Source organism: Bradyrhizobium sp. 61 (assembly GCF_023073075.1).
Taxonomy (GTDB): domain Bacteria; phylum Pseudomonadota; class Alphaproteobacteria; order Rhizobiales; family Xanthobacteraceae; genus Bradyrhizobium; species Bradyrhizobium barranii.
In genome coordinates this window covers 1-26416 of sequence record NZ_JADPIU010000041.1, presented here as the reverse complement: position 1 = coordinate 26416, position 26416 = coordinate 1, and the positions used below count along the sequence as shown (strand labels likewise).

Annotated in this window: 23 protein-coding genes; 12 read left to right on the top strand and 11 right to left on the bottom strand. The window is 62.3% G+C overall.

What is annotated here, in order from left to right; genetic code table 11:
* The first annotated feature begins 267 nt into the window (after window positions 1–267).
* Genes IVB46_RS11990 through IVB46_RS11965 form a run of 6 tightly spaced genes read left to right on the top strand, consistent with a single transcriptional unit; the run spans window position 268 to window position 7047 of the window.
* Window positions 268–939: a virB8 family protein gene (locus IVB46_RS11990; protein ID WP_247314945.1), complete on the top strand. Its 672-nt coding sequence runs from the start codon at window positions 268–270 to the stop codon at window positions 937–939.
* Window positions 936–1787: a P-type conjugative transfer protein VirB9 gene (gene virB9, locus IVB46_RS11985; RefSeq protein WP_247314909.1), complete on the top strand. Its 852-nt coding sequence runs from the start codon at window positions 936–938 to the stop codon at window positions 1785–1787. The genes IVB46_RS11990 and virB9 overlap by 4 nt, the downstream gene beginning before the upstream one ends.
* 12 nt (window positions 1788–1799) lie before the next feature.
* The gene (virB10, locus tag IVB46_RS11980; RefSeq protein ID WP_247314911.1) at window positions 1800–2945 is read left to right on the top strand and encodes a type IV secretion system protein VirB10; all 1146 of its coding nucleotides are present in this window, start codon (window positions 1800–1802) and stop codon (window positions 2943–2945) included.
* Window positions 2942–3973, top strand: a complete 1032-nt coding sequence (virB11, locus tag IVB46_RS11975; protein WP_247314913.1) for a P-type DNA transfer ATPase VirB11 — start codon at window positions 2942–2944, stop codon at window positions 3971–3973. Before virB10 ends, virB11 begins: the two co-directional genes overlap by 4 nt.
* Window positions 3939–5885, top strand: coding sequence for a type IV secretory system conjugative DNA transfer family protein (locus IVB46_RS11970; protein ID WP_247314914.1), 1947 nt, complete (start codon window positions 3939–3941; stop codon window positions 5883–5885). Before virB11 ends, IVB46_RS11970 begins: the two co-directional genes overlap by 35 nt.
* Window positions 5857–7047: an LPD7 domain-containing protein gene (locus IVB46_RS11965; protein ID WP_247314915.1), complete on the top strand. Its 1191-nt coding sequence runs from the start codon at window positions 5857–5859 to the stop codon at window positions 7045–7047. The genes IVB46_RS11970 and IVB46_RS11965 overlap by 29 nt, the downstream gene beginning before the upstream one ends.
* A gap of 488 nt (window positions 7048–7535) precedes the next feature.
* On the opposite strand, the gene IVB46_RS11960 is transcribed toward IVB46_RS11965, so the two are convergent.
* From IVB46_RS11960 to IVB46_RS11945, 4 genes are all read right to left on the bottom strand, one after another.
* Window positions 7536–8738 (bottom strand): MFS transporter, encoded by a 1203-nt coding sequence (locus tag IVB46_RS11960; RefSeq protein WP_247342832.1) that lies wholly within the window; start codon window positions 8736–8738, stop codon window positions 7536–7538.
* Window positions 8739–8852: 114 nt separating this feature from the next.
* Complete coding sequence (locus IVB46_RS11955) at window positions 8853–9335, bottom strand: cupin domain-containing protein (RefSeq protein ID WP_247314917.1); 483 nt, start codon at window positions 9333–9335, stop codon at window positions 8853–8855.
* A 48-nt stretch (window positions 9336–9383) separates the two neighbouring features.
* On the bottom strand, window positions 9384–10808 hold the full coding sequence (locus IVB46_RS11950; protein ID WP_247342829.1) for an NAD(P)/FAD-dependent oxidoreductase: 1425 nt from the start codon (window positions 10806–10808) through the stop codon (window positions 9384–9386).
* An 11-nt stretch (window positions 10809–10819) separates the two neighbouring features.
* Window positions 10820–11314 carry a DUF302 domain-containing protein gene (locus tag IVB46_RS11945; RefSeq protein WP_247314919.1) on the bottom strand — a complete coding sequence of 165 codons (495 nt, stop codon included), beginning with the start codon at window positions 11312–11314 and terminating at the stop codon, window positions 10820–10822.
* Window positions 11315–11587: 273 nt separating this feature from the next.
* On the opposite strand from IVB46_RS11945, the gene IVB46_RS11940 reads away from it, so the two are divergent.
* A complete protein-coding gene (locus IVB46_RS11940; RefSeq protein ID WP_247314921.1) occupies window positions 11588–12304 on the top strand; it encodes a peroxiredoxin-like family protein in 717 nt (238 codons plus the stop codon).
* Window positions 12305–12343: 39 nt separating this feature from the next.
* Here IVB46_RS11940 and IVB46_RS11935 read toward each other — a convergent pair whose 3' ends face one another.
* A complete protein-coding gene (locus IVB46_RS11935) occupies window positions 12344–13231 on the bottom strand; it encodes a LysR family transcriptional regulator (protein WP_247314923.1) in 888 nt (295 codons plus the stop codon).
* A gap of 190 nt (window positions 13232–13421) precedes the next feature.
* Here IVB46_RS11935 and IVB46_RS11930 point away from each other — a divergent pair, with 190 nt between their 5' ends.
* The 3 genes from IVB46_RS11930 to IVB46_RS11920 all read left to right on the top strand — a co-directional run bounded on the left by IVB46_RS11930 (window position 13422) and on the right by IVB46_RS11920 (window position 15798).
* A complete protein-coding gene (locus tag IVB46_RS11930; RefSeq protein ID WP_247314925.1) occupies window positions 13422–14246 on the top strand; it encodes a 3-hydroxybutyrate dehydrogenase in 825 nt (274 codons plus the stop codon).
* 70 nt (window positions 14247–14316) lie between these two features.
* Complete coding sequence (locus tag IVB46_RS11925) at window positions 14317–15468, top strand: patatin-like phospholipase family protein (protein WP_247314928.1); 1152 nt, start codon at window positions 14317–14319, stop codon at window positions 15466–15468.
* 90 nt (window positions 15469–15558) lie between these two features.
* Window positions 15559–15798: a DUF2798 domain-containing protein gene (locus IVB46_RS11920; RefSeq protein WP_247314930.1), complete on the top strand. Its 240-nt coding sequence runs from the start codon at window positions 15559–15561 to the stop codon at window positions 15796–15798.
* 142 nt (window positions 15799–15940) lie between these two features.
* Here the strand turns inward: IVB46_RS11920 and IVB46_RS11915 are convergent, their stop codons facing one another.
* Genes IVB46_RS11915 through IVB46_RS11900 form a run of 4 tightly spaced genes read right to left on the bottom strand, consistent with a single transcriptional unit; the run spans window position 15941 to window position 18468 of the window.
* Entirely contained in the window at window positions 15941–16453 is a 513-nt protein-coding gene (locus IVB46_RS11915) for a DoxX family protein (RefSeq protein WP_247342826.1), read from the bottom strand.
* A complete protein-coding gene (locus IVB46_RS11910; RefSeq protein WP_247342823.1) occupies window positions 16450–17232 on the bottom strand; it encodes a DNA-binding domain-containing protein in 783 nt (260 codons plus the stop codon). Before IVB46_RS11910 ends, IVB46_RS11915 begins: the two co-directional genes overlap by 4 nt.
* Complete coding sequence (locus IVB46_RS11905; RefSeq protein WP_247314937.1) at window positions 17222–18124, bottom strand: DUF692 domain-containing protein; 903 nt, start codon at window positions 18122–18124, stop codon at window positions 17222–17224. Before IVB46_RS11905 ends, IVB46_RS11910 begins: the two co-directional genes overlap by 11 nt.
* A gap of 38 nt (window positions 18125–18162) precedes the next feature.
* A complete protein-coding gene (locus IVB46_RS11900; RefSeq protein ID WP_027544620.1) occupies window positions 18163–18468 on the bottom strand; it encodes a DUF2282 domain-containing protein in 306 nt (101 codons plus the stop codon).
* 296 nt (window positions 18469–18764) lie between these two features.
* Between IVB46_RS11900 and IVB46_RS11895 the strand changes: the two genes are divergently transcribed.
* Both IVB46_RS11895 and nhaA read left to right on the top strand, forming a co-directional pair.
* The gene (locus IVB46_RS11895) at window positions 18765–20858 is read left to right on the top strand and encodes an adenylate/guanylate cyclase domain-containing protein (protein WP_247314939.1); all 2094 of its coding nucleotides are present in this window, start codon (window positions 18765–18767) and stop codon (window positions 20856–20858) included.
* Window positions 20859–22312: 1454 nt separating this feature from the next.
* Window positions 22313–23653 carry a Na+/H+ antiporter NhaA gene (nhaA, locus tag IVB46_RS11890; protein ID WP_247342820.1) on the top strand — a complete coding sequence of 447 codons (1341 nt, stop codon included), beginning with the start codon at window positions 22313–22315 and terminating at the stop codon, window positions 23651–23653.
* Between the two features lie 561 nt (window positions 23654–24214).
* Here nhaA and IVB46_RS11885 read toward each other — a convergent pair.
* Together IVB46_RS11885 and IVB46_RS11880 are read right to left on the bottom strand one after the other, a co-directional pair.
* Window positions 24215–24913: an ABC transporter ATP-binding protein gene (locus tag IVB46_RS11885; protein ID WP_247314674.1), complete on the bottom strand. Its 699-nt coding sequence runs from the start codon at window positions 24911–24913 to the stop codon at window positions 24215–24217.
* The coding region (locus IVB46_RS11880; RefSeq protein ID WP_247342816.1) for a branched-chain amino acid ABC transporter ATP-binding protein/permease at window positions 24910–26416 on the bottom strand (1507 nt) is incomplete at its 5' end. The genes IVB46_RS11885 and IVB46_RS11880, both read right to left, overlap by 4 nt.

Genomic DNA, 26416 nt, shown 5'->3' with positions numbered 1-26416 from the left:
GATTTCAGCTTGGCGGATGCGCGATCTGGTCAAAGGGACCGCCGTCATGCGATGGCCAAGCTCGGCGGCCGCTCAATCGGTCGTTGTGGGATTGGGAAACCAACACGCCGTTGGCGGCCCCCGAGCCATCACCTGCGCCATCCGCGCCAGGACCAGTCATCCGCAAAGGCGAAGCCAGCCCGGCGGCGCCCTCTAGCCAACTCGCCGCGTCGGACCAGCGCGCCGAGATTGCAGCCTCTTACCGCGCTTGCGGCAAGGAGGCGTGAGATGGTCGGACACGACGAGCTGCAAACCTATTTCGACAATGCGCGGCGATGGGAACAGGATCTGTTGCTGTCGGCGCATCGCTCGCGGCGAACGGCGTGGGTGATTGCCGCGGGCGCCTGCGCGTTGGCGGTCGCCTCGGTTGGCGCGGTCGTAGCACTTGCGCCGCTAAAGACGGTCGAGCCGTTCGTGATCCGGGTCGATAACGCGACCGGGATTGTAGATACCGTCTCCGCGCTCAATTCGACTCCGGCGCGCTATGATGAAGCCGTCACCAAATATTTCCTCGGCCGCTACGTCCGCGCGCGCGAAGGTTACAGCTATCCGGAGGCCGAAACCAACTTCCGCACCATTTCGCTACTTTCGGGTCAGGGCGAACAGGCCCGGTTCGCGGCCTGGTATCGCGGCTCCAATCCCGAAAGCCCACAAGTCGTTCAGGGCCGTTTCGGGGTCGCCACGGTGCGGATCAAGGCGATCTCGCTCCTGGCAGACAATGTCGCCTCGGTCCGTTTTATGAAAGAGAGCCGCAAGGGCGAGGAAACCCGCGTCACCCATTGGGTTTCGACCCTGACGTTTGCCTACGCCAATGCGCCAATGTCCTCCGCCGACCGTCTCACCAATCCCCTCGGATTTCTGGTCTCGGAATATCGCGCCGATCCGGAGGTCGTGCCATGAAATCCTTCGCTCTCTTGATGATTTTCGCCCTGGGATTCGCGGGGCCGGCAATGGCCTTGCAACAGCCGTCACCAGGTCAACATGATGCCCGCGTGAGAACCGTGACCTACGACCCAGCCAACGTCGTCAAGGTCAACGGCGTGATTCGCGCATCGACCCAGGTGTTGTTTGCCGACGATGAGGAGGTCGCGCATGTCGCGATCGGCGACGCGATTGCATGGGAGGTCGCACCGGCGGGCTCAATCCTGTTCCTTAAACCCCGCGAGAAACATCCACCAACCAATTTGCAGGTCGTCACCACGCGTCCTGACGGACGCAAGCGCTCGTATCAATTCGAGTTGTCGATCGCCGAAACGACGCTCGCGGACAGTTACTTCGTCGTCCGCTTCGCTTATCCCGGCGATGAGATCGAACGCCGGCGTGCGGAGGCGACCGCCCGCGGCGCCGAGCGGGAAGGCGCGCTGATCGACCAGACTTTCGACCTGCATCATGCCTATGGCGCCCGCAACTGGCGTTTTTCGGCACAGGGCTCGGTCGACCTCGAACCCGAAGCCGTGTTCGACGACGGCAAGGAGACCACGTTCCGCTTTGCAGGGAACCGCGAAATCCCCGCGATCTACCTGATCAATTCGGACGGCTCGGAAAGCCTGGTGCCCAAGGATGTCCGCGGCGAGCTCGTGGTCGTTCATGCCACGGCCCGGGAATTTCGGCTGCGCAAAGGCGACAACGTGCTCTGCATCTTCAACGAAGCGTTCGACGCTGTGGGGGTCAACCCGGGCACCAATACCACAAGCCCCTCGATCGAGCGGCGGGCGAAGAAATCACCAGCAACCCCAAGGCCACGATAGGCGAGCGGCGACATGACCGAACATCACGATGAGACGATCGCCGGCGACCGTGGCATTACGCCCGTGGGAGGAGGGGACAATGGTCGAGCGGCAATGCTCAAACGCGGCTTCGGCGCGCTGGCACTCACCGCATTTGCCGCTCTGATCATTTGGGGCACCTGGAAAGGTGATAAGCCCGTCAGCGATTCCGCCCGCAAGCTGGTGATCCGCCAGGCGGCGGCGTTCGAGCCCATCCCGGAGCTACCTCCCGCACCGATCACGACGGCCTCAGTTGGAGCCGCGCCGGTCGCAGCCACGCCAGCCGCCCCCGCGCTCGCTTCCGACCAGCTTCTGGAAAGTGCCCGGCGCGCACCGGTGCTGGCCTATAATCGGCCGATCTCTGCGGGGCGTGCTGCCCACGACAGCGTGACCGGAAGTGTCGTCACCGATTCCTATGGATTTGGCCGGGGCGAGCCGCGCAACGACCTTGCCGACAAGCTGAAGCCCACGCCGATTGAGGGCGTGCGCGCAGCGCGGCTTCCCAACCGCAATCTGCTCATCACCCAGGGCACCTCGATCCCGTGCGTGCTGGAGACGGCGATGTCCTCGGACGTGGCGGGTTTCGTCTCCTGCGTCGTCGTACGCGACGTGATGTCGGATTCCGGCAACGTGGTGTTGATGGAAAAGGGCACGCAAGTGGTCGGTGAATATCGCGGCAACGTGCGACGCGGCTCAAAACGCCTGTTCGTGCTGTGGACCCGCGCCAAGACACCGACCGGCGTCATTGCGGCACTGGCCTCGCCGGCCACCGATGCTCTGGGCCGCGCCGGTTTTGACGGCGACATCGACACCCACTTCTTCGAACGGTTCGGCTCGGCGCTGTTGCTGTCGATCGTTAGCGATGCCTCCTCGATCGGACGTCAGCAGCTACAGGACAGCTCCATCCAAATTAACAACACCACCGGCGCCACCAACACCGCCGCCGGTATCGCTGTCGAGCAGTCGATCAACATTCCGCCGACGCTCAACAAGAATCAGGGCGAATTGGTCAATATCTTTGTCGCCCGCGACGTCGATTTCTCCTCGGTCTATCAACTGCGGCGGGTCGAGACCCGCACGCAGATATTGGACCGCACCATCCCCGGGGGCCTCGCCGCCCCGGCCGTGGTGACAAAGTGAGCGCGGTACACTCCGTCGAACGCGATGGCAGCTGGCTCGTGCTGGCGCGCTATCTGGAGCCGCTGGCTCCATTTCTGGCAGACAACTCCCTGACGGAAATCGTCGTCAACCGCCCCGGCGAGATTTTCGTGGAAGGTCCTGGCGGCTGGACCCGGCACGAAGCGCCAACTCTGACACACGCCTATCTTTCAAATCTCGCGACCGCGGCCGCCGGCCATACCCGTCAGGACATCGGTCCGGAGCATCCAGTGGTGTCGACCACCCTGATCGGCGAGGAGCGCTGCCAAATCGTCGTCCCGCCGGCTGTGCCAGCCGGCACGGTCAGTCTCACAATCCGCAAGCCGTCGGCTTTGACGCTGACACTGGACGCCTTTGAGCGGACAAAACTGTTCGATGAGGTCCGTGTCGCCAATGACGATCTCACGGCCGACGAGCATCGGCTTTTGGCGCTGAAAGATGCCGGCGCCTGGCGCGACTTCCTCCAGCTTGCCGTCTCAACTCGCCGCAACGTCATCATTTCCGGGGCGACCGGTTCGGGAAAGACGACGCTATCCAAGGCGTTGATCACGGCGATCCCCGCACAAGAGCGGCTCATCACCATTGAGGACACCGCCGAGCTTGTCATCCCGCATCAGAATTGCGTGCGGCTACTCTACGCCAAGGACGGGCAGGGCGTTGCCAAAATTGGACCGCGCGAACTTCTGGAGTCCTGCCTGCGGATGCGGCCGGATCGAATCCTGCTGCAGGAGCTACGCGACGGGACGGCGTTCTTCTATCTGAGAAATGTCAACTCAGGCCATCCAGGATCGATCACAACGGTTCATGCCGACAGCGCGCGGCTCGCCTTCGAGCAGCTGACGTTGTTGGTCAAGGAAAGCGCGGAAGGCCGCGACCTTCATCGCGACGACATTCGCTCGCTGCTGCTGCTTCTCGTGGACGTCGTCATCCAGATGCAGAAGCGGGACGGCCGCTACCGCATCTCGGAGATTTACTATGACCCCGTTCGCAAGCGCGACCGCATCAGCTAAGGCGGCGCGGGGCATCGCGCTGGCTCTCGCGGCCTGCGCGCTGTTTCTGCTGGTCGCCTCGAATGTTCTGCTGCTCGGGCTGCGGCTTCACGACGGTGGCTTGCACTGGTCGGAGATCGTCACAGGCTGGCCGCGTTACGGCGCCGACCCACGTTTCGACCGGTGGCTGACGCTGGCGACGCTTGCCGGTGTCGTTGTGGTGTTCGGAATGCTGGGTGCTGTGCTCCGTCACCGTCCTCTGCCTCTTCACGGCAGCGCGCGCTTTGCCTCAGAGCGGGAGATCAAGGCCGCGGGCTTGCGTTCCACTGAAGGCATCCTGCTCGGCCGCAAGGACGGTGCGCTACTGTGTTTCGGCGGTTCCGAACACGTCCTCGTCTATGCCCCGACCCGGGCAGGCAAGGGCGTCGGCTATGTCATTCCCAATTTGCTGAACTGGCCAGATTCGGCGGTTGTTCTCGACGTCAAGAAAGAGAACTGGGATCGCTCTGCAGGGTTTCGGGCGGCCCATGCTCAGGAGGTCCATCTGTTCGACCCGCTTGAGGCGAACGGACGCACCGCGCGCTACAATCCGCTCGGTTACGTGCGCAGCGATCCTGCGGATCTTTATGATGATCTGCAACGCATTGCCGTCATGCTGTTTCCGGCGGAGAGCCGCGGCGACCCGTTCTGGTTCGAGGCCGCCCGCTCGGCCTTTGTCGCTGTTGGAGGCTATGTCGCGGAAACTCCAGGCCTTCCCCTGACGATCGGCGAGATCCTGCACCAGCTGTCCGCTGCCCCCGACCTAAAGGCGCATTTCGATAAACTCATCGCGGCGCGAAAGTCAGGTCCGTCACCTCCTTCCCGGCATTGCATCACGGCACTGAATGATTTCCTTGCCGCTTCCGAGAACACCATGAACTCGGTGCGCAAGACCGTGACGGCGCGCCTGGGTTTGTGGCTCAACCCCAGGATCGATGCCGCAACTTCGGCCAATGATTTCGATTTGCGGCAACTGCGGCAACGGCCGATGTCGATCTATCTCGGGGTCACGCCTGACAATCTCGACCGCATGGCGCCACTTCTCAATCTGTTTTTCCAGCAAGTCGTCGATCTCAACACCCGCGAACTGCCGGAACAGAACCCAAAACTCAATCGCAAGCTTTTGCTGCTGCTTGATGAGTTTCCCGCCTTGGGCAATGTCAATGTGCTCGCGAAATCCGTCGCGTTCATCGCCGGATACGGCATCCGCCTGCTTACCGTGGTCCAGAGCCCGGCGCAGTTACGCGCGATTTACGGGACCGACGCGGCCCGCAACTTCATGACCAACCATGCTGTCGAGGTGGTGTTCGCCCCAAAGGAACAGGACGTCGCCAATGAACTTTCGGAACGCATCGGGTACGACACCGTGAAAGCGCGCAGTCGCAGCGGACCGAAAGGGCTGGCGATGCGTTCGACCAGCGAGACGGTCTCCGAGCATCGTCGGGCCCTCATGCTGCCGCAGGAGCTGAAGCTTCTTCCCAAATCCAAAGCGTTCGTTCTGGGTACCGGCATTCCGCCCGTTATCGCCGACAAGATCGTATACTACGAAGACAAGGCGTTCCTGAAGCGATTGCTGCCGGTGCCAGCCCCGGAATTGCCCAAAGGACGTTCAAACGCGCTCCTCGATGCAGAGATCAAGGTGCTTCGCTCTGAGGTCGCCGAGTTGCGGGCGGTGTTCCGGGCCCGGCCGATGACGGATGAGGAGGTGGCTGACCCGTCCACAATTCCCGCCAACGCTAGTTTCGATTTCGGAGACGTGGACGTCGACCTTGAAGGGTTGTCCGAGGACGACATGAAAGCCTGGACCCTGAATTACATCGACGCTCAGGCCATCCCGCCGGCGCGACGGGCAAGCCGGAAGCATAATGGACGGCAACATGAACAACACGCGTGAGAACAGCCAGGACTTCAGCTTCAAACGGCGAGAGCGGACAGGGCACGATCCTGGCACGGATATCACAGCCAAGGAATCCGCAGCGAAGTCAGCATCGGCCGAAAATGCATCCTCCGCGGCGATGGGTGACAATGCGCTACCCGATCGCATCCGCCGCAAATATTACGTTGCGGTCAACGAGCCCGGCAAAGAAGGGGCAAACGGCGGTGCCCGGCTTTATGCCGACGATAAGGGCGAGTATCTCGCGTTCAAGGTCGCCGACGACCGCCTGGTCACGCGCCACGCGGCGGCCGAGGTGATCCGCGACATGGTCAGCGTGGCGCAACATCGGCAATGGACGTCTCTCGAGGTCCGTGGCTCCGTGGAATTCCGTCGTGAGGCGTGGCTCGAGGCCAGCGCACGCGGCATGCAGGTGCGGGGCTATCAGCCGACCGAACTCGACAGGCAGACGCTCGCCGACCGGCAAGACGTCTGGAAACGAACGCAACCGCGAAGTCTGGAGACAGGGCCTAGTCCGGTTTCTGACAAAGATGGGCGCGCAGAGAGACTTGACTACGACAAAGGTGTCTCGGGACGCTTGATCGAGGTTGGCCAGGCACCGTATCGCAATCAAAACGATGCCGAGAAAACCGCCTACGTGGCGATCGAGCTCGACAGCGGCCGTCGGCATCAGGTGTGGGGCGTCGGTCTCGAAAAGGCGACCGCCGACAGCGACGCGAAGCCCGGCGATCGCGTTCAGGTGCGGAGGGACGGCGTCGAACAGGTCACAAAGACAATCAAGGTGATTGACGCCGCCAACGGGCAGGCGCATGTCGAGCGACGGCAGGTGCTGCGTAACCGCTGGCGGGTGACAGCGGAGACGTTTCGCTCAGCCGACCGGCAGACGGCCGCGCGTGATCCCGCCCTTGTGACAGCTCAATCGCAAATGGCGATCATTGAGAGAGCTTTAGAACGCGCATTCCCGGACAATGAGCGTGCACGACAAAAGCTTGCTGGAGTGGCACGGGAGCGAATCTCCCAGCACCTCGAGCACGGACATCTTTTTGCGCGAGCGAACGTTATGGAATCGATGCAAACTCGCAGCCGATCCGGAAATGACAAAGACGATATCCGTCGAGACCCAAATAGTGAGCGTATTAGAACTCAAGGACAAGAGCGGTGAGGATCGGCCGGACGGTCTAGCGATTACTGCGAAACCGTCAGCACATGGTGCTAAAGTTTCCAAGCCATACTGGCTGCACGCTCGTGCGTGATCTCGGTACGAGATAGCAAGCAGTTGCTTTAGGCGTTGGGCTGTCACGTAAACACCCGCTGTTCAGGACAGCCGACTCTTAATCAGCGGGTCCCAGGTTCGAGCCCTGGTTCGCCCACCATATCAATGATTTAGCGAGAAATACCGTTTGAGCAGCTGATTTTTCAAACGGTCTTACCTACTTTCCCTTGACGGTGCGAAGGGGCGGCCGACGGCGGATGCGCCGACATCAGACGTCGGAAACGGAGAGCGTCATCGAGCATTCGAGGGATTCGCTGAAAACTATTGCGGCACTGAGTGCTGACTATTTTCTCGCCGATCAGGAAGTGCGATCCCGGAGCAAAATGCGAAATCGCGGATGGCCAGCCTCGGCCAAAGCGGACTCGGCGAAATAATCGTTAGCTTCTTAGTGACGAAGTCAGCAGCGCCGCCGACACAAGCGAAACTGCGACGCCAATGACGCACGCGGTCCATCCAAAATGATCAAATAGCTGGCCAAGAACTTCAGTGCCGACAAGGCCGCCGAAAAAGTAGCATGCCAGATAGGTGCCGCTGGCAACGCCCCGGTTCTCCCTCGCGGCGTGCCCGACAAAGGCGGTTGCAGCGGCTTGCGCAAAGAAGGTGCCTACTCCGACGAGGACCATACCTGTTAGCACTTCGGGCAGATGTGAGCTAAGCATCAAGGGAAGACCGAGCGCGGCAAAACCCAGCGCACTCCAGATCGTTGGCCGGGTACCGACGCGTGTTGCGACGGTGCCGGCCAGCAAAGTCGTGACGATCGATGGCGCGAACACGAAGTAAACAAAGCCGATCTCCATCATGCCGAGCGACAGTGGCGGCCGCACCAGTACAAAGTTCACGAAAGTGAACGTGCCTATGAACGCAAACAGGATGCAGAAGCCGAGAGAATACGCCGCACGTAGCTGCGGATTCCGCCAATGCGCTATGATCGCAGTAAGCGGGGATTCCGTGATCATCGTTGCCCGCATCGGCTGGACGCGCCTTATCGTGAAATAGACCAGGACCGCACCAGTCAGATTGAGCGCGGCAAAGAAATAGAAGTTCCAGGACAGCCCGAGATGATCGGCAAGTGCCGCCGAAATCAGCCGGCCGACCAGATTGCTCGCGACATTGCCCGTGATGTAGGCGGCAAAAGCGCCTCCGACGTCTATCGCGCTGCATTGCTCTCCGAGGTAGGCGAGCGTTAGCGCAAAGGCCGAAGCCATGCATAAGCCCTGAGCGATGCGCAGAACCGTGAAGACGGTAAGGTTGGGGGCGACCGCGAGCAGGCTTGTGGGGATCGCGAGCAAGGTGAGGCTGAGCAGGATGCCCAACCGCCGGTCGATCCGTGGACTGAAAAAGCCGACGACGAGGCTCGCCGTCGCCATGCCGAAGGTGCTGGCATTCACTGCAAAGCCCATTGCCGCTGGGGTGACGCCGTAGTGGCGGGTCAGCGACGGCAGGATCGCTTGAGTGGCGAACAGATCGACCACGGTCAGGAAGGCGGTCAAGCCGATGACGAATGAACGGAGCAGGACGCCTGGAGAATGTCCATGCATCTCAATTGCTGCCGGTCTTATATGTGTGGTCAGGTCGGTCATGACGTGACGTCTCCTGCATAGAAGGGAGGATGTGACGCCCGGCGCGGGGCTGGCACGGGGATTCCGGGTCATCACATCCGGTAACGAGTGCGGCTGGGGGGCCGGAGGCGCTCGTTACATATTGTGGTCGTGCGGGTCCTTGCGGACGTCGCCGACATAGAGAATGACGGCCTCCTCGCCGAGGTTCTTCCACCAGTGCGAGGTGCCAAACACCTCGGGCCGGAGATCGCCCGCCTTGTGCACGATCGGGTCGATGCAGTTGGAGGCATATTCGACGATCTCGCCCTGCTGCACGTAGATCAGCGCCGGGCGATCGTCATGGCTGTGCCAAGGCACGATGCCGCCGGGTTCGATGGTCAATTTGCGGAAGCGCAGCTCGCGGTCCTTGATATTGGCAGGCTGTTTCTCGAGGTTGATTGAGCCGAGCGTGACATCGGTGACTCCGACCGGCTTGTAGTCGACCATCTGACGTGCATTCGGCTTCATCTTGTCGGCCGGGCATTCGCCGGCGGACGCGGGTTGCGCGATGAGAGTGACGGCGCCGGCCAGAGCGAGGGCAGGCCCGATCGCGCGCAAGAGTTTGGTATTCGTGGTCATCTATGTGTCTCCTCTGTTGGCCGCGACCTCCGGTCACCGGCTATGGCCTCAGCATCGTCGAAATGGCGTGCGTGATGAAATGCCCTCTCGCTCTTGAGACGATAGCGTGTCGCTATGCGCGTCCGAGCATGTGCTTGATGTCGGCCGAAAACGTCGGATAGGCGTAGACGTTGTCTCGGATCTCGCCGGCCGTAATTCGAATTTGATAGCAAGCCCGAAGATGTTGATCAGCTCCTGGCCGCCGTGTCCGACGAAATGCGCACCGAGGATACAGTCGGAGACGCGGTCCACGATCACCTTCGACCAGGCCACGGTCTCGGCATAGGAGCGGGCTGAGAACCAGTCGCGCATGTCGTTGTCATGAACGTCGATGGTGGCGCCGGTTCGCCGTGCCGCGATCTCAGTCAGGCCGACGGCGGCCAGCGCCGGTACGGTGTAGACCGACGTCGCCATGCCCACATAGTCGGGCATGTATTTCGCCCCAGCGACGATGTTGCGTCCGACGATGTCGCCTTCATAGGTCGCGATCGGCGACAGTTGCGGCGAGATCGGGACAGCGTCACCGCAGACATAAACCCGGGGGTTGGATGTCGAGCGCAGGTACTGATCGACCGCGACACGTCCATTGGCATGCGTGACGCGACCGGCGGCGAGATCGAGATTGTCAATATTCGCCACACGTCCGGCTCCGTTGACGACACGATCGGCCATCGCGACCTGTTCGACGCCGTCATGGGTGAAGATCACGCGAAACTGTTCGCCTGCGGGCTCGATGCGTCGGACGCTGACACTGGTACTGATCTTGATCCCGATGCGCTCGCTCTCGGTCTGCAAGCGGGCGACCGCATCGGTGTCCATGGCGGGCAGGAGTTGCGGAAGTACCTCGAGAATGGTTACGTCCGCACCGGCCCGCGCATAGACGTGGCTGAATTCCAACGAAATCACGCCACCGCCGACGAAAATGACGCAGGCAGGCAGCTCACGGTCGCGTAGCATATCGTCCGTGGTGATCATGTGCTCGGCCCCGGGAATCGGCAATGGCCGCGGCTTTGATCCGTTTGCGATCACGATGTGACGGGCTTCCGGCAGACGGTCGCCGACGCGGATGGTATCGGGCGCGACGAAGGTGCCAAAACCCTTGATCACCTCGACCTCACGGCGCGCCATGGCGCGGGCGAGACTAGCAGGAATGTCCTTGATCAGGTCCTTCTCGCGGTCGATCAGCGCGGCCCAGTCGAGCCGGAGCTTGCCGACCGCGATGTGGTGGACCGCGGCGCGCTCGATATCGTGCAGGACCTGCCCTGCGGCGACCAGGACCTTTTTCGAAGTGCAACCCCGGTTGGGGCAGGTGCCCCCGAGATCGGACGCTTCGATCATCGCCACGGACTGGCCAGCACGTCGGACCGCGCCGGTCACGCCGATGCCGGCATTGCCGCCGCCCAGGATCACCACGTCGAATGTCTCGCGCGCCACCGGGGCAGCCGTTATTTGCTGGTGATGGTGGACGTGATCGATTTGACGACCGTCGTTGCCATCTTGAACTGCGCTTCGCGGTTCGTGATGTTGTGGCGCTTTGCGATCCAGTCAAAATCGGTCCACACCGCCCAGACCTCGCCATTGTCGTCTTGCGTCAGCAGCAGGCGCACCGGCCAGTCGAGCCCGGCATTGGGATTGGCGGTGATGAACTGCGTGCCCAGTGGCGGATTGCCGAACATGAGGAGGGTCGAAGGCCGCAGCTTGATGCCGGCGTCTGCGGCAAGCTTTGACTGGTCGACCTCGATGAAGAATTTGATGCCCTTGGCGGCGATGTCGGCCTTGATGCGGCTGATCGCCTCCGGGATCGGCACGGCGCTTTTCACGCGAACGACGCCGTCATCGCTGTCGGCGCGGGCCACCTGGGTGGCCGCCGACAGCAGGAGGAACAACAGCGCCAGCCAGCTGGCGAAACGGGAGAGACGCAAGGCGATTTGGCGATTCATGACCGGCTCCTGTCGGTTGCAGCTTGAACTGCGCGCAGGATGGACGCCGTACCGAAAGAGGTGAAATGCGAACTGGCTCTCGATGCGATAGCTCCTCGCTATCGGGCTGCGATAGGCGACAGCTATCGAACCGATTGGGGATCGGCATTTCCGCTCCCGGGAGATCCGGCGTTCGATGACAGGGCACCCAACTGGCGGGCGTTCACGGTTATCCTTGCAGGGTGGCCCGAACGCAAAATAATGTCACTCTCATCATGGTGCCGGAGCGGTAAGATGACGTCGTTGACCCCAGCCGATGCCGAACGTCTCAAATCAGCCTTCCAGCGCTGCCGCGACATGGAGGGAACGCTGAACGAGCAGCTCCGTGCCTATGCGAGCGCCGGCCGCGAGATCTTCCCTGCCTATGGCGATGCGGTCGATCGCCTGGTGGAGCGGCTGAGCCAGAACGGCGGCGGCGAGAATGCGCCGCGTCCGGGCGAGGCCATGCCGCCCTTTGTGCTGCCCGACGATCGGGGACAGCTCATCGCGCTGCCCTCGCTGCTTGCGTGCGGGCCGGTCGCGGTGATGTTCTTTCGCGGGCACTGGTGTCCTTACTGCCGGCTGAACGTCCGCGCGGTGATCCAGGCAGAGGGGCGGATCAAGGCGATGGGCGCGCAGATCGTCGCGATCATGCCGGAGACGCAGGAGTACACCGAGACGTTCAAGGCCGACTCTGGCGCACCGTTTCCGGTGCTGACCGATCTCGACAATGGCTATGCGCTGTCGCTTAACCTGGCGATCTGGCTCGGCACCGAGATCCAGCAGCTCTTGTCCTATCAGGACATGGCAAAATTCCACGGTAATGATGGCTGGATGCTGCCGATTCCGGCCGTCTTCGTTGTCGGTCGAGACGGCCTCGTCAAAGCTCGCTTCGTCGACCCGGATTTTCGCAAGCGCATGGAGATCGACGATCTGCTCGCGGCGCTGGAGAGCGCGGGGCGGGAGAATTAGCTCTCTCGTTGCCCAATCATCCTTCACGAGGGGAGAAGATCACCCCGCAATCTCCCGCCAGTCCGCGCCACGCAGCATTCGCATCACCGCGTTGGCCACTGCAGTCCGCTGACGGCCGGCGACGCCGTAGAGGTTAACGGTGCGGCGCGCGTCGAGGCCCCTCACAGCGGCGCGCTTGAGGCTCTCGGGCACCGGCGAGGTGTGCGGCACCATCGCAATGCCGATATCGGCCTCGACCAGCTCGATGAGGTCGCGCTCGCTGGAGGTCTCATGGCTGTGGTCCACGTCGATGCCGTGCTCGCGCAGATTCGCCGAGATGCGGCCAGCGTGCTCGCAATAGTTTCGGCTCAGTAACTGCTCCGAGCGCAGGTCGTCGAATTCGATCGTGCTGTGGCCTGCGAGCCGGTGGCCTTTGCCGACCACGAGCTCGAAACCCTCGGTGAACAGCGGCCAGACATCGAGCCGCTCCCAGGCCTCGTCGATCTCGGCGGCGATGCCGAGCTCGGCCTCGCCCTTCTTCAGATATTCGGCGACCTCGCGGCCGGTGCCGCGCAGAAAACGGAATTCGAGCCGGTTGAACTGCCGCTTGATCTGGCTGAGATGGGGGATGAGCAGGGAAAGATCGATCGCATGCGTCAGTGCAACGCGCAGCGCGCCGATTTCGCCGCTCTTGAAGGAGGAGGCGAGTGAGCGCGCACCGGCGGCGGCCTCGTAGCACTGCTTCAGGAGCGGATGCATGCGCTGGCCGAGCTCGGTCAATTGCGCGGCCGGCCGCTCGCGGCGAAACAAATCGCCGCCAAGCTCGGCCTCGAGCTGCTTGATGGCCCGCGTCAGCGACGGCTGCGTCACGTTGCATTCCTCGGCGGCGCGCGTGAAGTTCAGGAGTTGCGCTACCGCGAGGAAATAGCGGACCTGGTGCATTTCCATGGATCGGCTCCCAACAGGATCGGACCGGAACTTAGCCGATCGGGGCAGGGAATGACATCCTGCGCGCGATAGCGGGCACGTATCGTTTCGGAAGCCAGCCGGTATTTCCGTTTCGAAAGGCCGTCCCTCACTGTCTGCGAAAGTCAGGGGGCCGGTCATCGGGCCGCCCGTCGCAACCGGAGGATTGGCCATGAACATTCCCGTCAAGCTGCAGACGTCTCAAGCCACGCGGGCGCTCGCCGGCAAGGTTGCCCTCGTCACGGGCTCGACCAGCGGCATCGGGCTGGGCATCGCCCGGGCGCTTGCCGCAGCCGGCGCCGACGTCGTGCTGAACGGGCTCGGCGTCGCCGCCGAGATTGGCAAGGTCAGGGAGCAGATCGCCGCCGAGTTCGGCGTCAAGGCGAGCTTCTCGCCCGCCGACATGACCCGGCCAAATTCGATCGCCGACATGATCGCGGCAACCGTCGCGCAGTCCGGCCGGCTCGACATTCTCGTCAACAATGCCGGCATCCAGCATGTCGCGCCGCTCGAGCAGTTTCCGGTCAAGAAGTGGGACCAGATCCTCGCGATCAATCTGTCGTCGGCCTTCCACACCACGCGGCTCGCCTTGCCCGCGATGCGTCAGAACGGGTTCGGCCGCATCATTAACGTCTCCTCGACGCATGGCCTCATCGCGTCCCCGTTCAAGGCGGCCTATGTCGCGGCCAAGCACGGCATTGTCGGTCTGACCAAGGTGACGGCGCTGGAGACCGCGGAAGAGCACATCACCTGCAACGCGATCTGCCCCGGCTATGTCTATACGCCCTTGGTCGAGGCGCAGATCGACGGCCAGGCCAAGGCGCACGGCATCTCGCGCGACCAGGTGATCCGTGACGTCCTGCTGGCACAGCAGCCCAACAAGCGCTTCACCACGGTCGAGGAGCTTGGCGCGCTCACGGTGTTTCTGTCGACCGAAGCCGGGGGTTCGATCACCGGCATCGCGCTGCCGGTCGACGGCGGCTGGACCGCGCATTGACATGAGCCGGCGTAACAAATCGCGACGGCCGACGAATATCCGACCAATAGAAGCTCATCAGGAGCGTGACATGAACGGCATGCAGGGCAATACGCAGAGCATCGGGTCCATGGGCCTGCCGGGCCAGGTCGTGTTGGTGCTGCAGGGCGGCGGCGCCCTCGGCTCCTACCAGGCCGGCGTCTACCAGGCACTGCACGAGGCTGGCATCGAGCCGGATTGGATCATCGGCACCTCGATCGGCGCCATCAATGCCAGCCTGATCGCCGGCAATGAGCCGCAGCACCGGCTTGAGCGCCTGAGAGAATTCTGGAAGCGGATAGAGCAGAATCCGGCCTGGAGCTTCCGTACCGCATTCCCCGGCTTCAACGAAAAGCTCACCTATTGGTCGACCGTCACCAACGGGATTCCCGGCTTCTTCCGGCCCAATCCGCTGGCGCATGCCGGCGATTCCTATCCGCTCGGTGCCGATCACGCAGGCTTCTATTCGACCGCGCCGCTCGAGAAGACGCTGAAAGAACTCGTCGACTTCAGCCTGGTCAATCGCTGCATGCCGCGGCTCACGGTGGGCGCGGCCCACGTGCGCACAAGCCGGATGCGCTATTTCGACAGCCGCGACGGTGAGCTGACGGTGAAGCACGTGATGGCGTCAGGCGCGCTGCCGCCGGCGTTTCCGGCCGTGCGTATCGACGGCGAGCTCTACTGGGACGGCGGCATTCTCTCCAACACGCCGACCGAAGCGGTATTCGACGACAATCCGCGCAAGAACTCGCTGATCTTCGCCGTGCACCTTTGGAACCCTCTGGGGGCCGAGCCGACCACAATGGCCGAAGTCCTGAACCGCCATAAGGACGTCCAGTATTCCAGCCGTATCGCAAGCCAGATCACGCGTCAGCAGCAGGCGCATCGCTTGCGTCACGTCATCAACCAGTTGGCCGCGCGGCTCCCCGAGAGCGAACGCAACGATCCCGTGGTGCGCGAACTGACGAGTTATGGCTGTCCCACGCATATGCACGTGGTGCGGCTGCTCGCCCCACAACTGAACCACGAAACCCACACCAAGGATATCGACTTCAGCCCGTCCGGCATCATGCGGCGCTGGGAAGCCGGCTACACACACACACGGTCGGCGCTGGCAAGCAAGCCATGGGAAGGCGAATTCGACCCTCTCGCGGGCGTGATCCTGCACGATCAGCACGAGATGATGCCAATAGCAGCCGAATGAGTAGACTATAGGCACGCGCGAGCATTCCCGTGGGATTGAAAATGGAGTCTGGCCAAGTAAGGTAGCCGCATCGAGATGGAGCGAAACGTCATGCTCGCAATTCCGCGTCGCTACAGTCACTTTGTTTTCGGCGTCATTCAGTCGGGATTGACCTCCCTGATTGCAGCGGGAATCGCGAGCCTCTCTGCCATCGCGAGCGGACATTTCCTGTTGAATTGGATGGCGTCGTGGCTGGTGTCGTGGATCGCAATGGCACCCATCGTTCTCTTGGCCGCTCCGGCCATCAGGTCGTTGTCGCTTACCCTGACCCGCGACGAACCCGTCGCGTGAGACCTGACGAGTGGATGTCCGCGGTAATATAACCACGGACATCCAACTGTCCCTGATGGGCGCGCCTCGAGGATGAGGTTGAACGGCGGCACGGCGGAAACGCGTGGAGCCGCCCTGATGGGCCCCATTGCGCAGTCTCGCGCTACCTGTTGCGATGCATCACAAATCTACAAAGCAGATGATCGAGTGAGATGCGACCAGGCCCGTAGGCCATGATGCCGAGCGCCATCGCGGCCCAGGTGATGTGGACCGGCCAGCCGTCGGGCACGGTGAGCTCGACGATGACGGTCATGATGAGAAGGCCGAGCGCAGCAAAACGTGTGCCGAGGCCGAGCACGAGCAGGATCGGAAACATGATCTCGCCGCAGCCGGACAGGAAGACCATTGTCGCGGGGATCGGGTAATGATAGGGGCCGCCGGGCAGATGCAGCATGAACTCGTCCGTGAACAGCGTCACCGCAACGTCGCTTAGCTTGAGGAAGCCGGTCCATTTGAGGATCCCGGAACGCCAGAACGGGACGGCCAATGCCAGGCGCAGCACGAGCTGCACCATGGACGGAGTCGCGATTGTCTGGACAAGACCTTTGGCTCTATCGACGAGCACACCGAAAGAGGGCAGGGCATTTGCGGGCACGATGCGTTGTTCCGGGATCATCTTGCATCTCCAGACGTCAGCGATGTGATTGCGCCAGCCTCGAACAGGCCGGCGATGTTGGTGGCGAGATCGAAGTCGAGTGCGTCCTCCAGCGCCGCAGCGGCGGCTTCTGCCAGCATGCATCCTGACATCAGGGAGGTCAGGAAGACTGCGCCGCCCGGCGGCAGTATTTGCACCACGACGTCGGCGTCCGGCCGAGTAATCAAGGCATCCTCAGGCGTTGATGCGTCGATCATGCAATTCGGCGCCGTATTGCGGTTGGTGGCAAAGATCGTGACCGCTGCGAAGGGCGAGCGCACCACGCGCGTCGCGGGATGCAGAGTGAAGACGAGGCTGGCAAGACGATCCGACGCGACAGCAGCGAGTGCGGATGGCGACAACGGCGCGCTGTCGGCGGCGTGATAGGCGTCGAGCCATGCCCGCTCGATCCGGGCGACGTCGGCGAGCCAGGGCAACGATTGAGCGAATTCATAGGCTTGAATGAAGGCGGGAAAATCGCGACCGTAGTCGAACAGCAGCGGGGATGTCGGCGGGGATTCGCGGATATAGAAACGCGCCATGGCGCGGAAAAAATCTGCACCCGTCAGACGCAGTACTGCCGGGTAGATCGAAGCGAGTGCGTCGATCAGGCTGACCATGACGTTGTTGCGATAGACGTTGTAGCACTTGACGGCCGATTTTCCGCACGGGCCGGTCACGATGCTGGGCACGTGGCTGACAGGATCGAGCAAGGCCGGCGCGAACGCTGCCGCGTAGGAGGCCTGCGGTTCAGGCTGCATGGCGAATCCTCCGGACATGACGATCCAGGATCGCCTGTGCGGATGCGGCCTCGGCCTTCAGGACCGGCCAATCCGGAATGTTGCTGTCCCATTCGATCAGCGTCGGAATGGGGCCGCAGCGCGCGATCACGATCTCGAACAGCTTCCACACGGCGTCCGCGACGGGACCGTCATGGCTGTCGATCAGCAACAGCTCGCCTTCGCCGCTCTGCTCGGTGTGGCCAGCGAGGTGAATTTCGCCGACGCGCGGCAACGGGAAATCGGCGAGATATTGCAATGCCGAGAAACAGTGGTTTGCGGCGGAGACGAAGACGTTGTTGACGTCGAGCAATAGGCCGCAGCAGGTACGCTCGGCGACAGTGCGGATGAAGTCGGTTTCGCACATCGTGGAGTTGCGAAACGCCACGTATGTCGAGGGGTTTTCCAGCAGGATCGGTCGCCGGATTGCTTCCTGCACCTCGTCGATGTGCTCGCAGACGCGAGCTAGCGTCGCCTTGTTGTAGGGCAACGGCAGGAGGTCGTTGAAGAAGCTCGTCTCGTGTGTCGACCATGCCAAATGCTCGGAGACGAGCGCCGGCTGATAGCGCGCGACGAGGCCGCGAAAGCGTGCCAGGTGCGTGCGGTCGAGTGGGGCGGGTCCACCAATCGACATGCAGACGCCGTGCAGCGAGAGCGGATGATCCCGGCGCAGCCGTTCCAGCATCCGGTGGGGTGGTCCGCCCGCGCCCATGTAGTTCTCGGCGTGGACCTCGAAGAAGCCGCGCTGCGGACCTTCCTCAAGAATCGCGGTGAGGTGCTCGGGCTTGAAACTCGTCCCGGCAACACTGCCGATGGGAAGCGAAAAGCGGAGGGGAATGGCCGCAGACGTCCGGGGCCTGATCGCTGCGTCCATGTCGTCCTCCGCATGTTTGCCTTGATGCTGCGTTTGTCTCAGACCGGCTTGAGCGAGCCCTTCTTGCCACCGGGGAGCTCGATGCTGGCGCAGGTGCCGCCCTGGACGAACTTCCACGCATTGCCCTGGAAATCGACGGTCGAGGTACCCTGGCAGGTCGTGCCCGGTCCGGCGGCGCAATCGTTTTGGCCCTTCAGCGCAACGCCAAAGCACTTTTCCTTCTTGGCTGCGATGGCGGCATCGGCCTCGGCCTTGGTCAGCGGAGCGGCGGTGGCGAGGGTCGCGAGCGCGGTCGAGACGGCGCCGGCGAGCATGAGCGAGCTGATGGTGGTTTTGGCAGACATGAGTTCTCTCCTCTGGAGTAGGGCAATGGGCCCACTGTCTCGTTCGTCCCCGCCGCAGCCGCCGTTACCGGAAAAGCCGCTCACGAGTTGGTGAGATCGTTGGGTGAAGCGCGCGACGTCGTGCGCTTGGGTGACGGATTAGCGGCAGGTGGGAAGATAATTCCAATGCCTAGTCTCTATGGAGACCTTAGCCAGCGGGCATTGGCCGGGACTGCGGGCATTTGCGAGATGTAACGAACGGCTGCGGGCCTGCGAAGGAGGTTACAGTCGGCCTCGCCAACCCGTCGGATCAAGCCATGAACGCCAGCCCCGGACATGCGACATCAGGCCAGGCGCTGCGGCGGCTGACGGTCAGCATCCGTCTCGCGGTGTCGGCGCTGGTCCTGACAGCGATCCTTTTGACCGCGGCCTTGTCCAGCCTTGTCTGGTGGCGCACGGCGGAGGCAACCAGCCGACAACTCGCCTTGACCATCAATGAGCAGATCGTCGCTGCTGTCCGCAAGGAAGTCGCCGCGATCGTCGACGAGGCGCGCGCGGCGCATACCGCGATCCGTACCTTGTTCCTGCAGAACGTCCTCGATACCCGCGAGGCCGACAAACGCGAATTCGTGTTCCTGTCTCAACTGCAATCGCAGGCCACGATCTCCTGGGTCGCGTTCGGGTGGCCCGACGGCGCTTTCTTTGCCGCCCACAAGCTCGGCGACGGCCGTCTCGAGATGATGGAAATCTCGCTCACCGATCATGCCGGCCAGCGCCGCGTCGACGAATACGACGTCGTGCCCGGCGATATCGAATTCGCCAACCGCCGTTTCGAGCCGACTGACTTCCGTGTCGCTGATCGTACCTGGTTCAAGACCGGCATCAAGGCCGAACAGCCCGAGTGGTTCAGGGTCACAGACCATCCGATCGGGGAGCGCTCGTCGATCGCCTTTGCAGGTCCGATCGACGTCTATCAAGAGCGGCAGGGCGTGCTTGCCATCATCATCGAATACACTCGCCTTGCACGCTTCCTTGCGCAGCTCGAGGTCGGGCGCACAGGAACGGCATTCATCTTCGACGGCAGCGGCGAGCTCGTCGCCGCGCCCGACAAGGACGCTGACGAATTGCACCCCGCGCGCGGCGACCAGAAACTGCTGCCGCTGGCACAGAAGGCGCTGGCCCAGGCCGGCACTGGCAAGGACAGCTGGCGCAGCAGGCTTACGTCCGACGGTGCCGCCTATGAGTTCGCACTCACGCCGCTGCCGTTTCCCGGCTGGCGGCTCGCGACCATCATTCCAGAGGCCGAGTTTCTCGGTCCTGTCGAGACGACGTTGCGTCGCTTAATTCTCGGCCTCGCTGTCGGCGCAGTGCTTGCGGCGCTCGCCTCCGCCTTGCTCGCGCGTACGGTGATCGCGGCACCGCTCACCCGCGTCGTCGGAGAGATCCGCCACGTCGAGACCTTTGCGCTGGAGCTGGTGCGCCGTCATCCCTCGCGGCTGAAGGAGATCGCAAGCTTGTCGGGCGCCATCGCAGAGATGGCAGCCGGCCTTTCGGCGTTCCGAAAGTTCATTCCCGCCGATCTCGTCCGCGCGCTGTTGCGCCAGGGTGTCGAGGCAAAACCCGGTGGCGCGATCCAGGAATTGAGCGTGATGTTCGTGGATGTGGCCGGCTTTACCGGCCTCTCAGAACGCATGGGCGACCGCGTCGTGCCCCTGCTGTCGCGCTATCTCGACCTTGCCTCGGAAGTCGTGGTCGCCAATGGCGGGACGATCGACAAGTTTATCGGCGATGCCGTGATGGCGTTCTGGGGCGCACCACAGCCGCAAGCCGATCATGCGGAGCGCTGCTGCCGCGCCGCGCTCGACATCCGCCGCGCCATCGCGGACTCCGGCCTCAGCGACGATCTCGGCCATCCCCTGCAGATTCGCATCGGCATCAATTCCGGCCGCATGCTGGTCGGCAATATCGGCTCCGAGCTGCGGCTGAACTATACGGTGATCGGCGATGCCGTGAATGTGGCGAGCCGCCTGGAAGGGGCCAACAAGAGCTACGGCACACAAATATTGATCGGTGAGGCGACTGAGCGTCTCGCGCGCGGCGCGGTAGTCACGCGCGAGATCGACACTATCGCGGTCTACGGTCGCGAAGGGGGAATCGCAGTCCATGAATTGATAGGTTTGGCGAGCGAGGTGGGCTCAGCGCGCCAATCCGAGACTTGGATCGCACGCTATGAGCAGGGTCTGGCCAAATACCGCGAACGCAATTTCGTCGGCGCGATTGCCGATTTCGAAGCCGTCCTATTGGAGCGACCGCAGGATTCGTCTGCAGTCGAGCTGTTGGGTCGTTGCAGAAAGTTGCTAAGTGATGATCCAGAGGATTGGCATCCGGTTTCTGCATTGAAATCGAAATAGCACACAATAGCCACTCCTTCGTTGCGCCTGCTGGGCAATCAGGCCGACTTTATCTCGGGATCGAGGTCGACGACGCCATCGCAATAGCAGAACAGGTTGACGTCTGACTTCGGGGCAGAGCGGACGCGCTCTGTTCTGCCCTCGCAGACGGCTTCGGGCCACAAGCTGACTTCGGAGGATCTTAGAGTGTCGTAAGGTCGGCCGACGTCACTCGCGGAATGTCGCTTCTATTGCGAGAGCGTGTGTTAGATTGCTTCAAGGTGGTTCTTGATAGGGAAAGACGATGCTCAGTTGGTTTCGCAGAGAGCCTCGGCAACTCACTGACCTTTCACCAGATGTCAGAAGCCTTGGCAGATTATCCCACCTACAAGCCACCTCACTGTCAGGGCCCGAATTGCCCTCGCGGCGTTTCCGATCTAGAGGAGCGAGAGTTCATCACCCGCGGCAAGGAAAAATGTTGGCTACTTTATGGACCATCGCGCGGAACAGCTGGACGCGCTCAAGTACTTTCTGGCGCGCTTCAGTGTAAGTGCGCATTTGCGGGACGATGGTCTCGCTGCTGTATCCGCTTGGCTCCCGGGTCATTACGGCGTACTCATGCCGACATTGCCCAGAGATAAAGTGATGCAAATCTTCTTTCGCCATCTGACGCCATGGGAGGGAACTTTGCGTGGACTGAACGCAATCTTCGACCTCGCCGTATTTTTGGGCGAGTGTGTCATCGCACGAAATCCACGCGCCCACTGGATCGAATTGGCAGCCGTCTCTGACGAGGGCGAAGCCATGGAGAGCGCATCTCAGCTTGGGGGGCATATCCCAGCGCGATGGGTTGGATCCCATGGGAGAAATTATCTACATTTGCGAAGATGACGCGAACGATCTTCGCGACATGACCCCGGGCGAGCGCGTGCGGGCGGATCGACTGCTTGGCAGGGTGCGGGACTATGCGATGCGATAGGGTCGACTGTCACCGCTTGGTCCGCTTCGGGTCTCAAAGACGACATGCCGCTTCGCCAATCCGCACGCAAAGGAAGCAGTCGGGCTGCCCTTAGTTGGCTGGCACGTTTACGGGAGGATGCGGCTTGTCGGCTGGATGACCGGTTGATGTGCGCTCGAGAATGCGAGCGCCAGGGCCAAGAAGGCCACCGTGATGATGATCATTCCCCGCATTGGTCGATCCTAGAGCAAAGTCAGCCTGGACCAATATGACCGAAGTCTAATGCACCTTTAGACGAAAACGTCAGCTCCCCGCTCCGAAGATTTGCCCCCCGGCGATGGAGACTGGATGCTCCCGGAATTAGACCGAACTAACGAGACCGCCCTGAAACAGACAGGCGCCTTCTTCCAAGGTTGAATTGTCATTGCCACGATGTATAACGACGTTCGGGTGCTCGCTGCATTGAGCAGCGACAGGTCAAGCGATGGTCGGGCCGCCACGCGGAAAGCGTGCGCCCGTGAACGATAGCTCTTTATTCGACGATCTGCCGAAAGCTCAGCGGCTCGCGGAACAGGCCCTCAGCACCCTACACAGGTTCCTGCATGTCGAGGCTGTCAGCGGTGCCGTGCTCCTCGCGGCCGCTGCCGCTGCACTTATCTGGGCCAATTCTCCGTTCGCTCATTGCTATCACGCCTTTTGGAACCTTCCGCTCACAATCGGTGTCGGCGAATACGTGTTTTCCCGGTCGTTGCATTTCTGGGTCAACGACGCACTGATGACCGTCTTCTTCCTCGTCGTGGGCATGGAGATTCGGCGCGAGGTCCACGAAGGCGCACTGAGCAAACTCGACCAAGCCATTCTGCCGCTGGTCGCCGCGACTGGTGGCGTCATCGTCCCGGCGCTCATCTATCTGAGCCTCAACAGCGATCCGGCTAGAGGGCAGGGCTGGGCCGTGCCAACCGCGACAGACATCGCCTTTGCAGTCGGAGTGCTCGCGCTGCTTGGGCGAACCATCCCGGTCAATGTGCGTGTGTTCCTGCTTGCTCTGGCGATGATCGACGACATCATTGCGGTGCTGATCATTGCCCTGTTCTACACCGCCAGTCTTCAGCCTGGCGGTTTCATCATCGCGTCAATTGGCGTTCTCGCGGCTTTAGGATTTCAGCGCATCGGCATCGGTTCTGCACCGTTCTACGTATTGCCCGGCTCTTTGGTTTGGATCGGGTTCACGGTAGCCGGGATCCATCCAACCCTTGCGGGTGTCGTGCTTGGGTTGATCACTCCGGCACGCGCCATACCGATGCGGGAGCCGCCGCTGGAAGTTGTGTCGCGAGTGCTGAAACAGCTACGAAGCAGCGATGCGGTGAAAGCGAGGGATCCGCATCTGTTGGAGCAACCGCTGCGAGACCTTCGTGTAGCTCACCGCGAGTTATTGCCGCCGGTGTCACGGGTGCAGATGGCAATGCATCCGTGGGTGGCTTATGGCGTCATGCCGATCTTCGCGCTAGCGAATGCCGGCGTCAGCTTAACCGGCACTGATCTCTCCGCAGGGGGCCACCTGGTGATGATGGGCACTACGCTTGCCTTGGTCGCTGGGAAACCGCTTGGCGTCGTCGGTGCGGCTTGGGTCGCGGTACGAATGGGCTGGTGTCGCCTTGCTCCTGGAGTTTCGTGGGGTGGCGTCTGTCTGGTCGGCCTGCTGGCTGGCATCGGTTTTACCATGTCGATCTTCATCTCGATGCTCGCCTTCTCCGATGAAGGATTATTGAGGGCGGCTAAACTGGGCGTCCTCTTCGGTTCGCTTGTCGCCGCCACACTCGGCCTTGGCTGGGGCGCCACCTACGTTCGACGTCAGTGAAAGCGGGCTCAAATGTCTTTCAAAGCTCCCCACGTATCTTTTGTATCGTTTGCAATCGAGATTCTGCCCTCCGGGGTTACCCAAGCAATGATCGTAGAAACTGGCTTGCATCTAAATCCGAAGCATTTCTCGTACAATAAATCCGCCGTGGAAGGTCTCATTTCGGCCGCGCAGGAATATGTTAGCGTCAACATAGAAGGTCCTGCCGCTATTCGGCTTGTTTCGACCCAAAGCGGGGAGATCTGACGGTCTGCTCCCGTTGTTCGTCGGAATCGGCTCTATTGCGCTTCGCCGTCTCGCCAAGGGTTTAATCCGCCGGTAGATCGTCAATGAATGATGACAAACTTCTATTCTGGCTTTCAGTAGTCGTAGGCCTCCTTGCGCTCGGCTACTCGCTCTACCTTCTCTATTTTATTTTCGGGTGAGCGTGGATCTTTGGCTCCTTTTGGTATGTTTAGGGATGTCGGCTGTTGACCACCATCGCGTGCCGACCGGCCCGGGCCCGGAACACGTAAGCAGACCTGCATGTGGCCGGTGGCGGGACGCGACGAGGCAGAGGAGCTAGACGCCGAGATAGCGCTGCAGCAGCTCCGGCTGGGCCTTGAGCTCTTGCGCCGGCCCTTCGTGGACAATGTGGCCGTTGTTGATGATGTAGATCCGCGTCGCCAGCGCTAGCGTCGCCGCCAGATTCTGCTCGACCAGCACGATGGTCTGGCCGGCGGCCGCGAGCTCGCGGCAGGCCTTGACGAGATCGTGGACAATGACGGGCGCCAGCCCCTCGAACGGCTCGTCCAGCAGCACGATCTTGGGATCGCGCACCAGCGCCCGTGCAATCGCGAGCATCTGTTGCTCGCCGCCGGAGAGCTCGGTGCCGCGATTGCCGCGCCGTTCCTTCAGTCGCGGGAACATCTCGTAGATGCGGCCGAGCGGCCAGCGTTGCGGCGCGGTGATCCCCGCGAGAACGATGTTCTCCTCCACCGACAGGCTGCCGAAGATGCGCCGCTCCTCGTGCACGAGCTGCATGCCCGCCTGCGCGATTTTGTGGCTCCTGCGGCCGGCGATGTCGATGCCGTCGAACTTCACGCTACCGCTGCGCGGCGTCACCACGCCCATCAGGCTCTTCAGCGTGGTGCTCTTGCCGGCGCCGTTGCGGCCGAGCAGCGCTACCACCTCGTGACGTTCGACATGCATCGCGACGTCGAACAGGATGTGCGAGTCCCCGTAATAGCTGTTCAGGCCGTCGACCTCGATCAGGCTCATGCGGCGATCTCTCCGTGCACGCCGCCGAGATAGGCTTCCTGCACCGCGGCGTTGGTCTTGATTTCCTCCGGTGTGCCGTCCAGCAGCACCTTGCCCTCCTGGAGCACCGTCACGCGCTCGACCAGCTCGAACAGCGAATCCATGTCGTGGTCGATGATGATCATGGTGCGGCCGCGCGCGATCGATTTGAGCAGCTTGACGGTCTCGACCCGCTCGCGCGGGCTCATGCCCGCGAGCGGCTCGTCGAGCAGCAGCAGGCGCGGCGAGGTGGCGAGCGCAAGCCCGATCTCCAGCCGGCGCTTCTCGCCATAGGCGAGCTCGGATACCGGCGTGTCGGCGCGGCGGGTCAAATTGACCAGGGCAAGCGTGTGCGCCACCTGCTCCGTCAGGCCCTTCACGCCCGAGACCTTGCGGAACAGGTCGAGCCGGAATTTGCCGCGCAGCTCGGCGAGTGCGGCGATCGTCAGGTTCTGCCGCACCGTGAGGCCCGTGAAGAGCTGGTTGACCTGGTAGCTCTTGGTGAGCCCGAGCTGGCAGACCTCGGTGACCTTCAGTCCCGTGATGTCGCGGCCCTCGAACAAGATCCGGCCGGAGGTCGGCGCGATCTCGCAGGTCAGCATCTTGAAGAAGGTCGATTTGCCGGCGCCGTTGGGGCCGATGATGCCGCGCAGCTCGCCCTGATTGACGCTGAAATCGATGTCGCTGTTGGCGACGAGACCGCCATAGCGCTTGGTCAGGCCCGTGGCTTTCAGAATCGGTCCGGAGTAGGCGGGATGCTCGACCTCCTTGGCCTGCATTGGTGCAGGCGGAGCATGCTGTGGCGTCTCGATCTCGGCCTCCTCCTCCGTCTCCGCAGCCTTCCGCGCTCGCTTGCCGGACACGAGGCCGTAGAGATCGACGAGACCGCCCACAATGCCGCCGCGCAGGAAGCAGACCAGCACCACGAACACGACGCCGAGCACGAGCTTCCAGGCCGCGCCGAGGCCCAGCGCCGCTTGGAGAAAGTCCTGAAGGAAGAGCCAGACCGCCGCGCCGAGCAGCGGTCCGAACAGCGTGCCGCGGCCGCCAATGGCGGTCTGCATCACGAGCTGGCCCGAGGTGTCGAAGGTGAAGGCGTCGGGCGGCATGAAGGCTTGCAATACGCCGAGCAGGCCGCCGGCGAAGCCCGCATAGGCCGCAGCGATCACGAAGGCGGTCAGCTTGTAGCCGTGGATGTTGTGGCCGACGGCGGTGGCGCGCAGCGGATTGTCCCGGATCGCGCTGAAGATGGCGCCGACAGGCGAGCGGACGATCCTGAGCGCGATGATGACGCCGATGAAGTAGCACAGCGCGATGAACTGGTAGAGCGACCAGCCATTGGTGAAGTGGATGGTGGTGAAGCCGAGATTGAAGCTCGGCGTCGGTACGCCCGGCAGGCCGTTCTCGCCGCCGGTGAAGTCCGAGAGCGGATTGAACTCGACGAAGAAGAACACCTCCGCGATCGCCACCGTGATCATGGCGAAA

Coding starts and splice junctions, on each gene's coding strand:
- IVB46_RS11990 (WP_247314945.1), top strand. CDS start 268: ATGGTCGGACACGACGAGCTGCAAACCTATTTCGACAATGCGCGGCGA.
- virB9 (WP_247314909.1), top strand. CDS start 936: ATGAAATCCTTCGCTCTCTTGATGATTTTCGCCCTGGGATTCGCGGGG.
- virB10 (WP_247314911.1), top strand. CDS start 1,800: ATGACCGAACATCACGATGAGACGATCGCCGGCGACCGTGGCATTACG.
- IVB46_RS11970 (WP_247314914.1), top strand. CDS start 3,939: ATGACCCCGTTCGCAAGCGCGACCGCATCAGCTAAGGCGGCGCGGGGC.
- IVB46_RS11965 (WP_247314915.1), top strand. CDS start 5,857: ATGGACGGCAACATGAACAACACGCGTGAGAACAGCCAGGACTTCAGC.
- IVB46_RS11960 (WP_247342832.1), bottom strand. CDS start 8,738: ATGACCGACCTGACCACACATATAAGACCGGCAGCAATTGAGATGCAT.
- IVB46_RS11955 (WP_247314917.1), bottom strand. CDS start 9,335: ATGACCACGAATACCAAACTCTTGCGCGCGATCGGGCCTGCCCTCGCT.
- IVB46_RS11945 (WP_247314919.1), bottom strand. CDS start 11,314: ATGAATCGCCAAATCGCCTTGCGTCTCTCCCGTTTCGCCAGCTGGCTG.
- IVB46_RS11940 (WP_247314921.1), top strand. CDS start 11,588: ATGACGTCGTTGACCCCAGCCGATGCCGAACGTCTCAAATCAGCCTTC.
- IVB46_RS11935 (WP_247314923.1), bottom strand. CDS start 13,231: ATGGAAATGCACCAGGTCCGCTATTTCCTCGCGGTAGCGCAACTCCTG.
- IVB46_RS11930 (WP_247314925.1), top strand. CDS start 13,422: ATGAACATTCCCGTCAAGCTGCAGACGTCTCAAGCCACGCGGGCGCTC.
- IVB46_RS11925 (WP_247314928.1), top strand. CDS start 14,317: ATGAACGGCATGCAGGGCAATACGCAGAGCATCGGGTCCATGGGCCTG.
- IVB46_RS11920 (WP_247314930.1), top strand. CDS start 15,559: ATGCTCGCAATTCCGCGTCGCTACAGTCACTTTGTTTTCGGCGTCATT.
- IVB46_RS11915 (WP_247342826.1), bottom strand. CDS start 16,453: ATGATCCCGGAACAACGCATCGTGCCCGCAAATGCCCTGCCCTCTTTC.
- IVB46_RS11910 (WP_247342823.1), bottom strand. CDS start 17,232: ATGCAGCCTGAACCGCAGGCCTCCTACGCGGCAGCGTTCGCGCCGGCC.
- IVB46_RS11905 (WP_247314937.1), bottom strand. CDS start 18,124: ATGGACGCAGCGATCAGGCCCCGGACGTCTGCGGCCATTCCCCTCCGC.
- IVB46_RS11900 (WP_027544620.1), bottom strand. CDS start 18,468: ATGTCTGCCAAAACCACCATCAGCTCGCTCATGCTCGCCGGCGCCGTC.
- IVB46_RS11895 (WP_247314939.1), top strand. CDS start 18,765: ATGAACGCCAGCCCCGGACATGCGACATCAGGCCAGGCGCTGCGGCGG.
- IVB46_RS11885 (WP_247314674.1), bottom strand. CDS start 24,913: ATGAGCCTGATCGAGGTCGACGGCCTGAACAGCTATTACGGGGACTCG.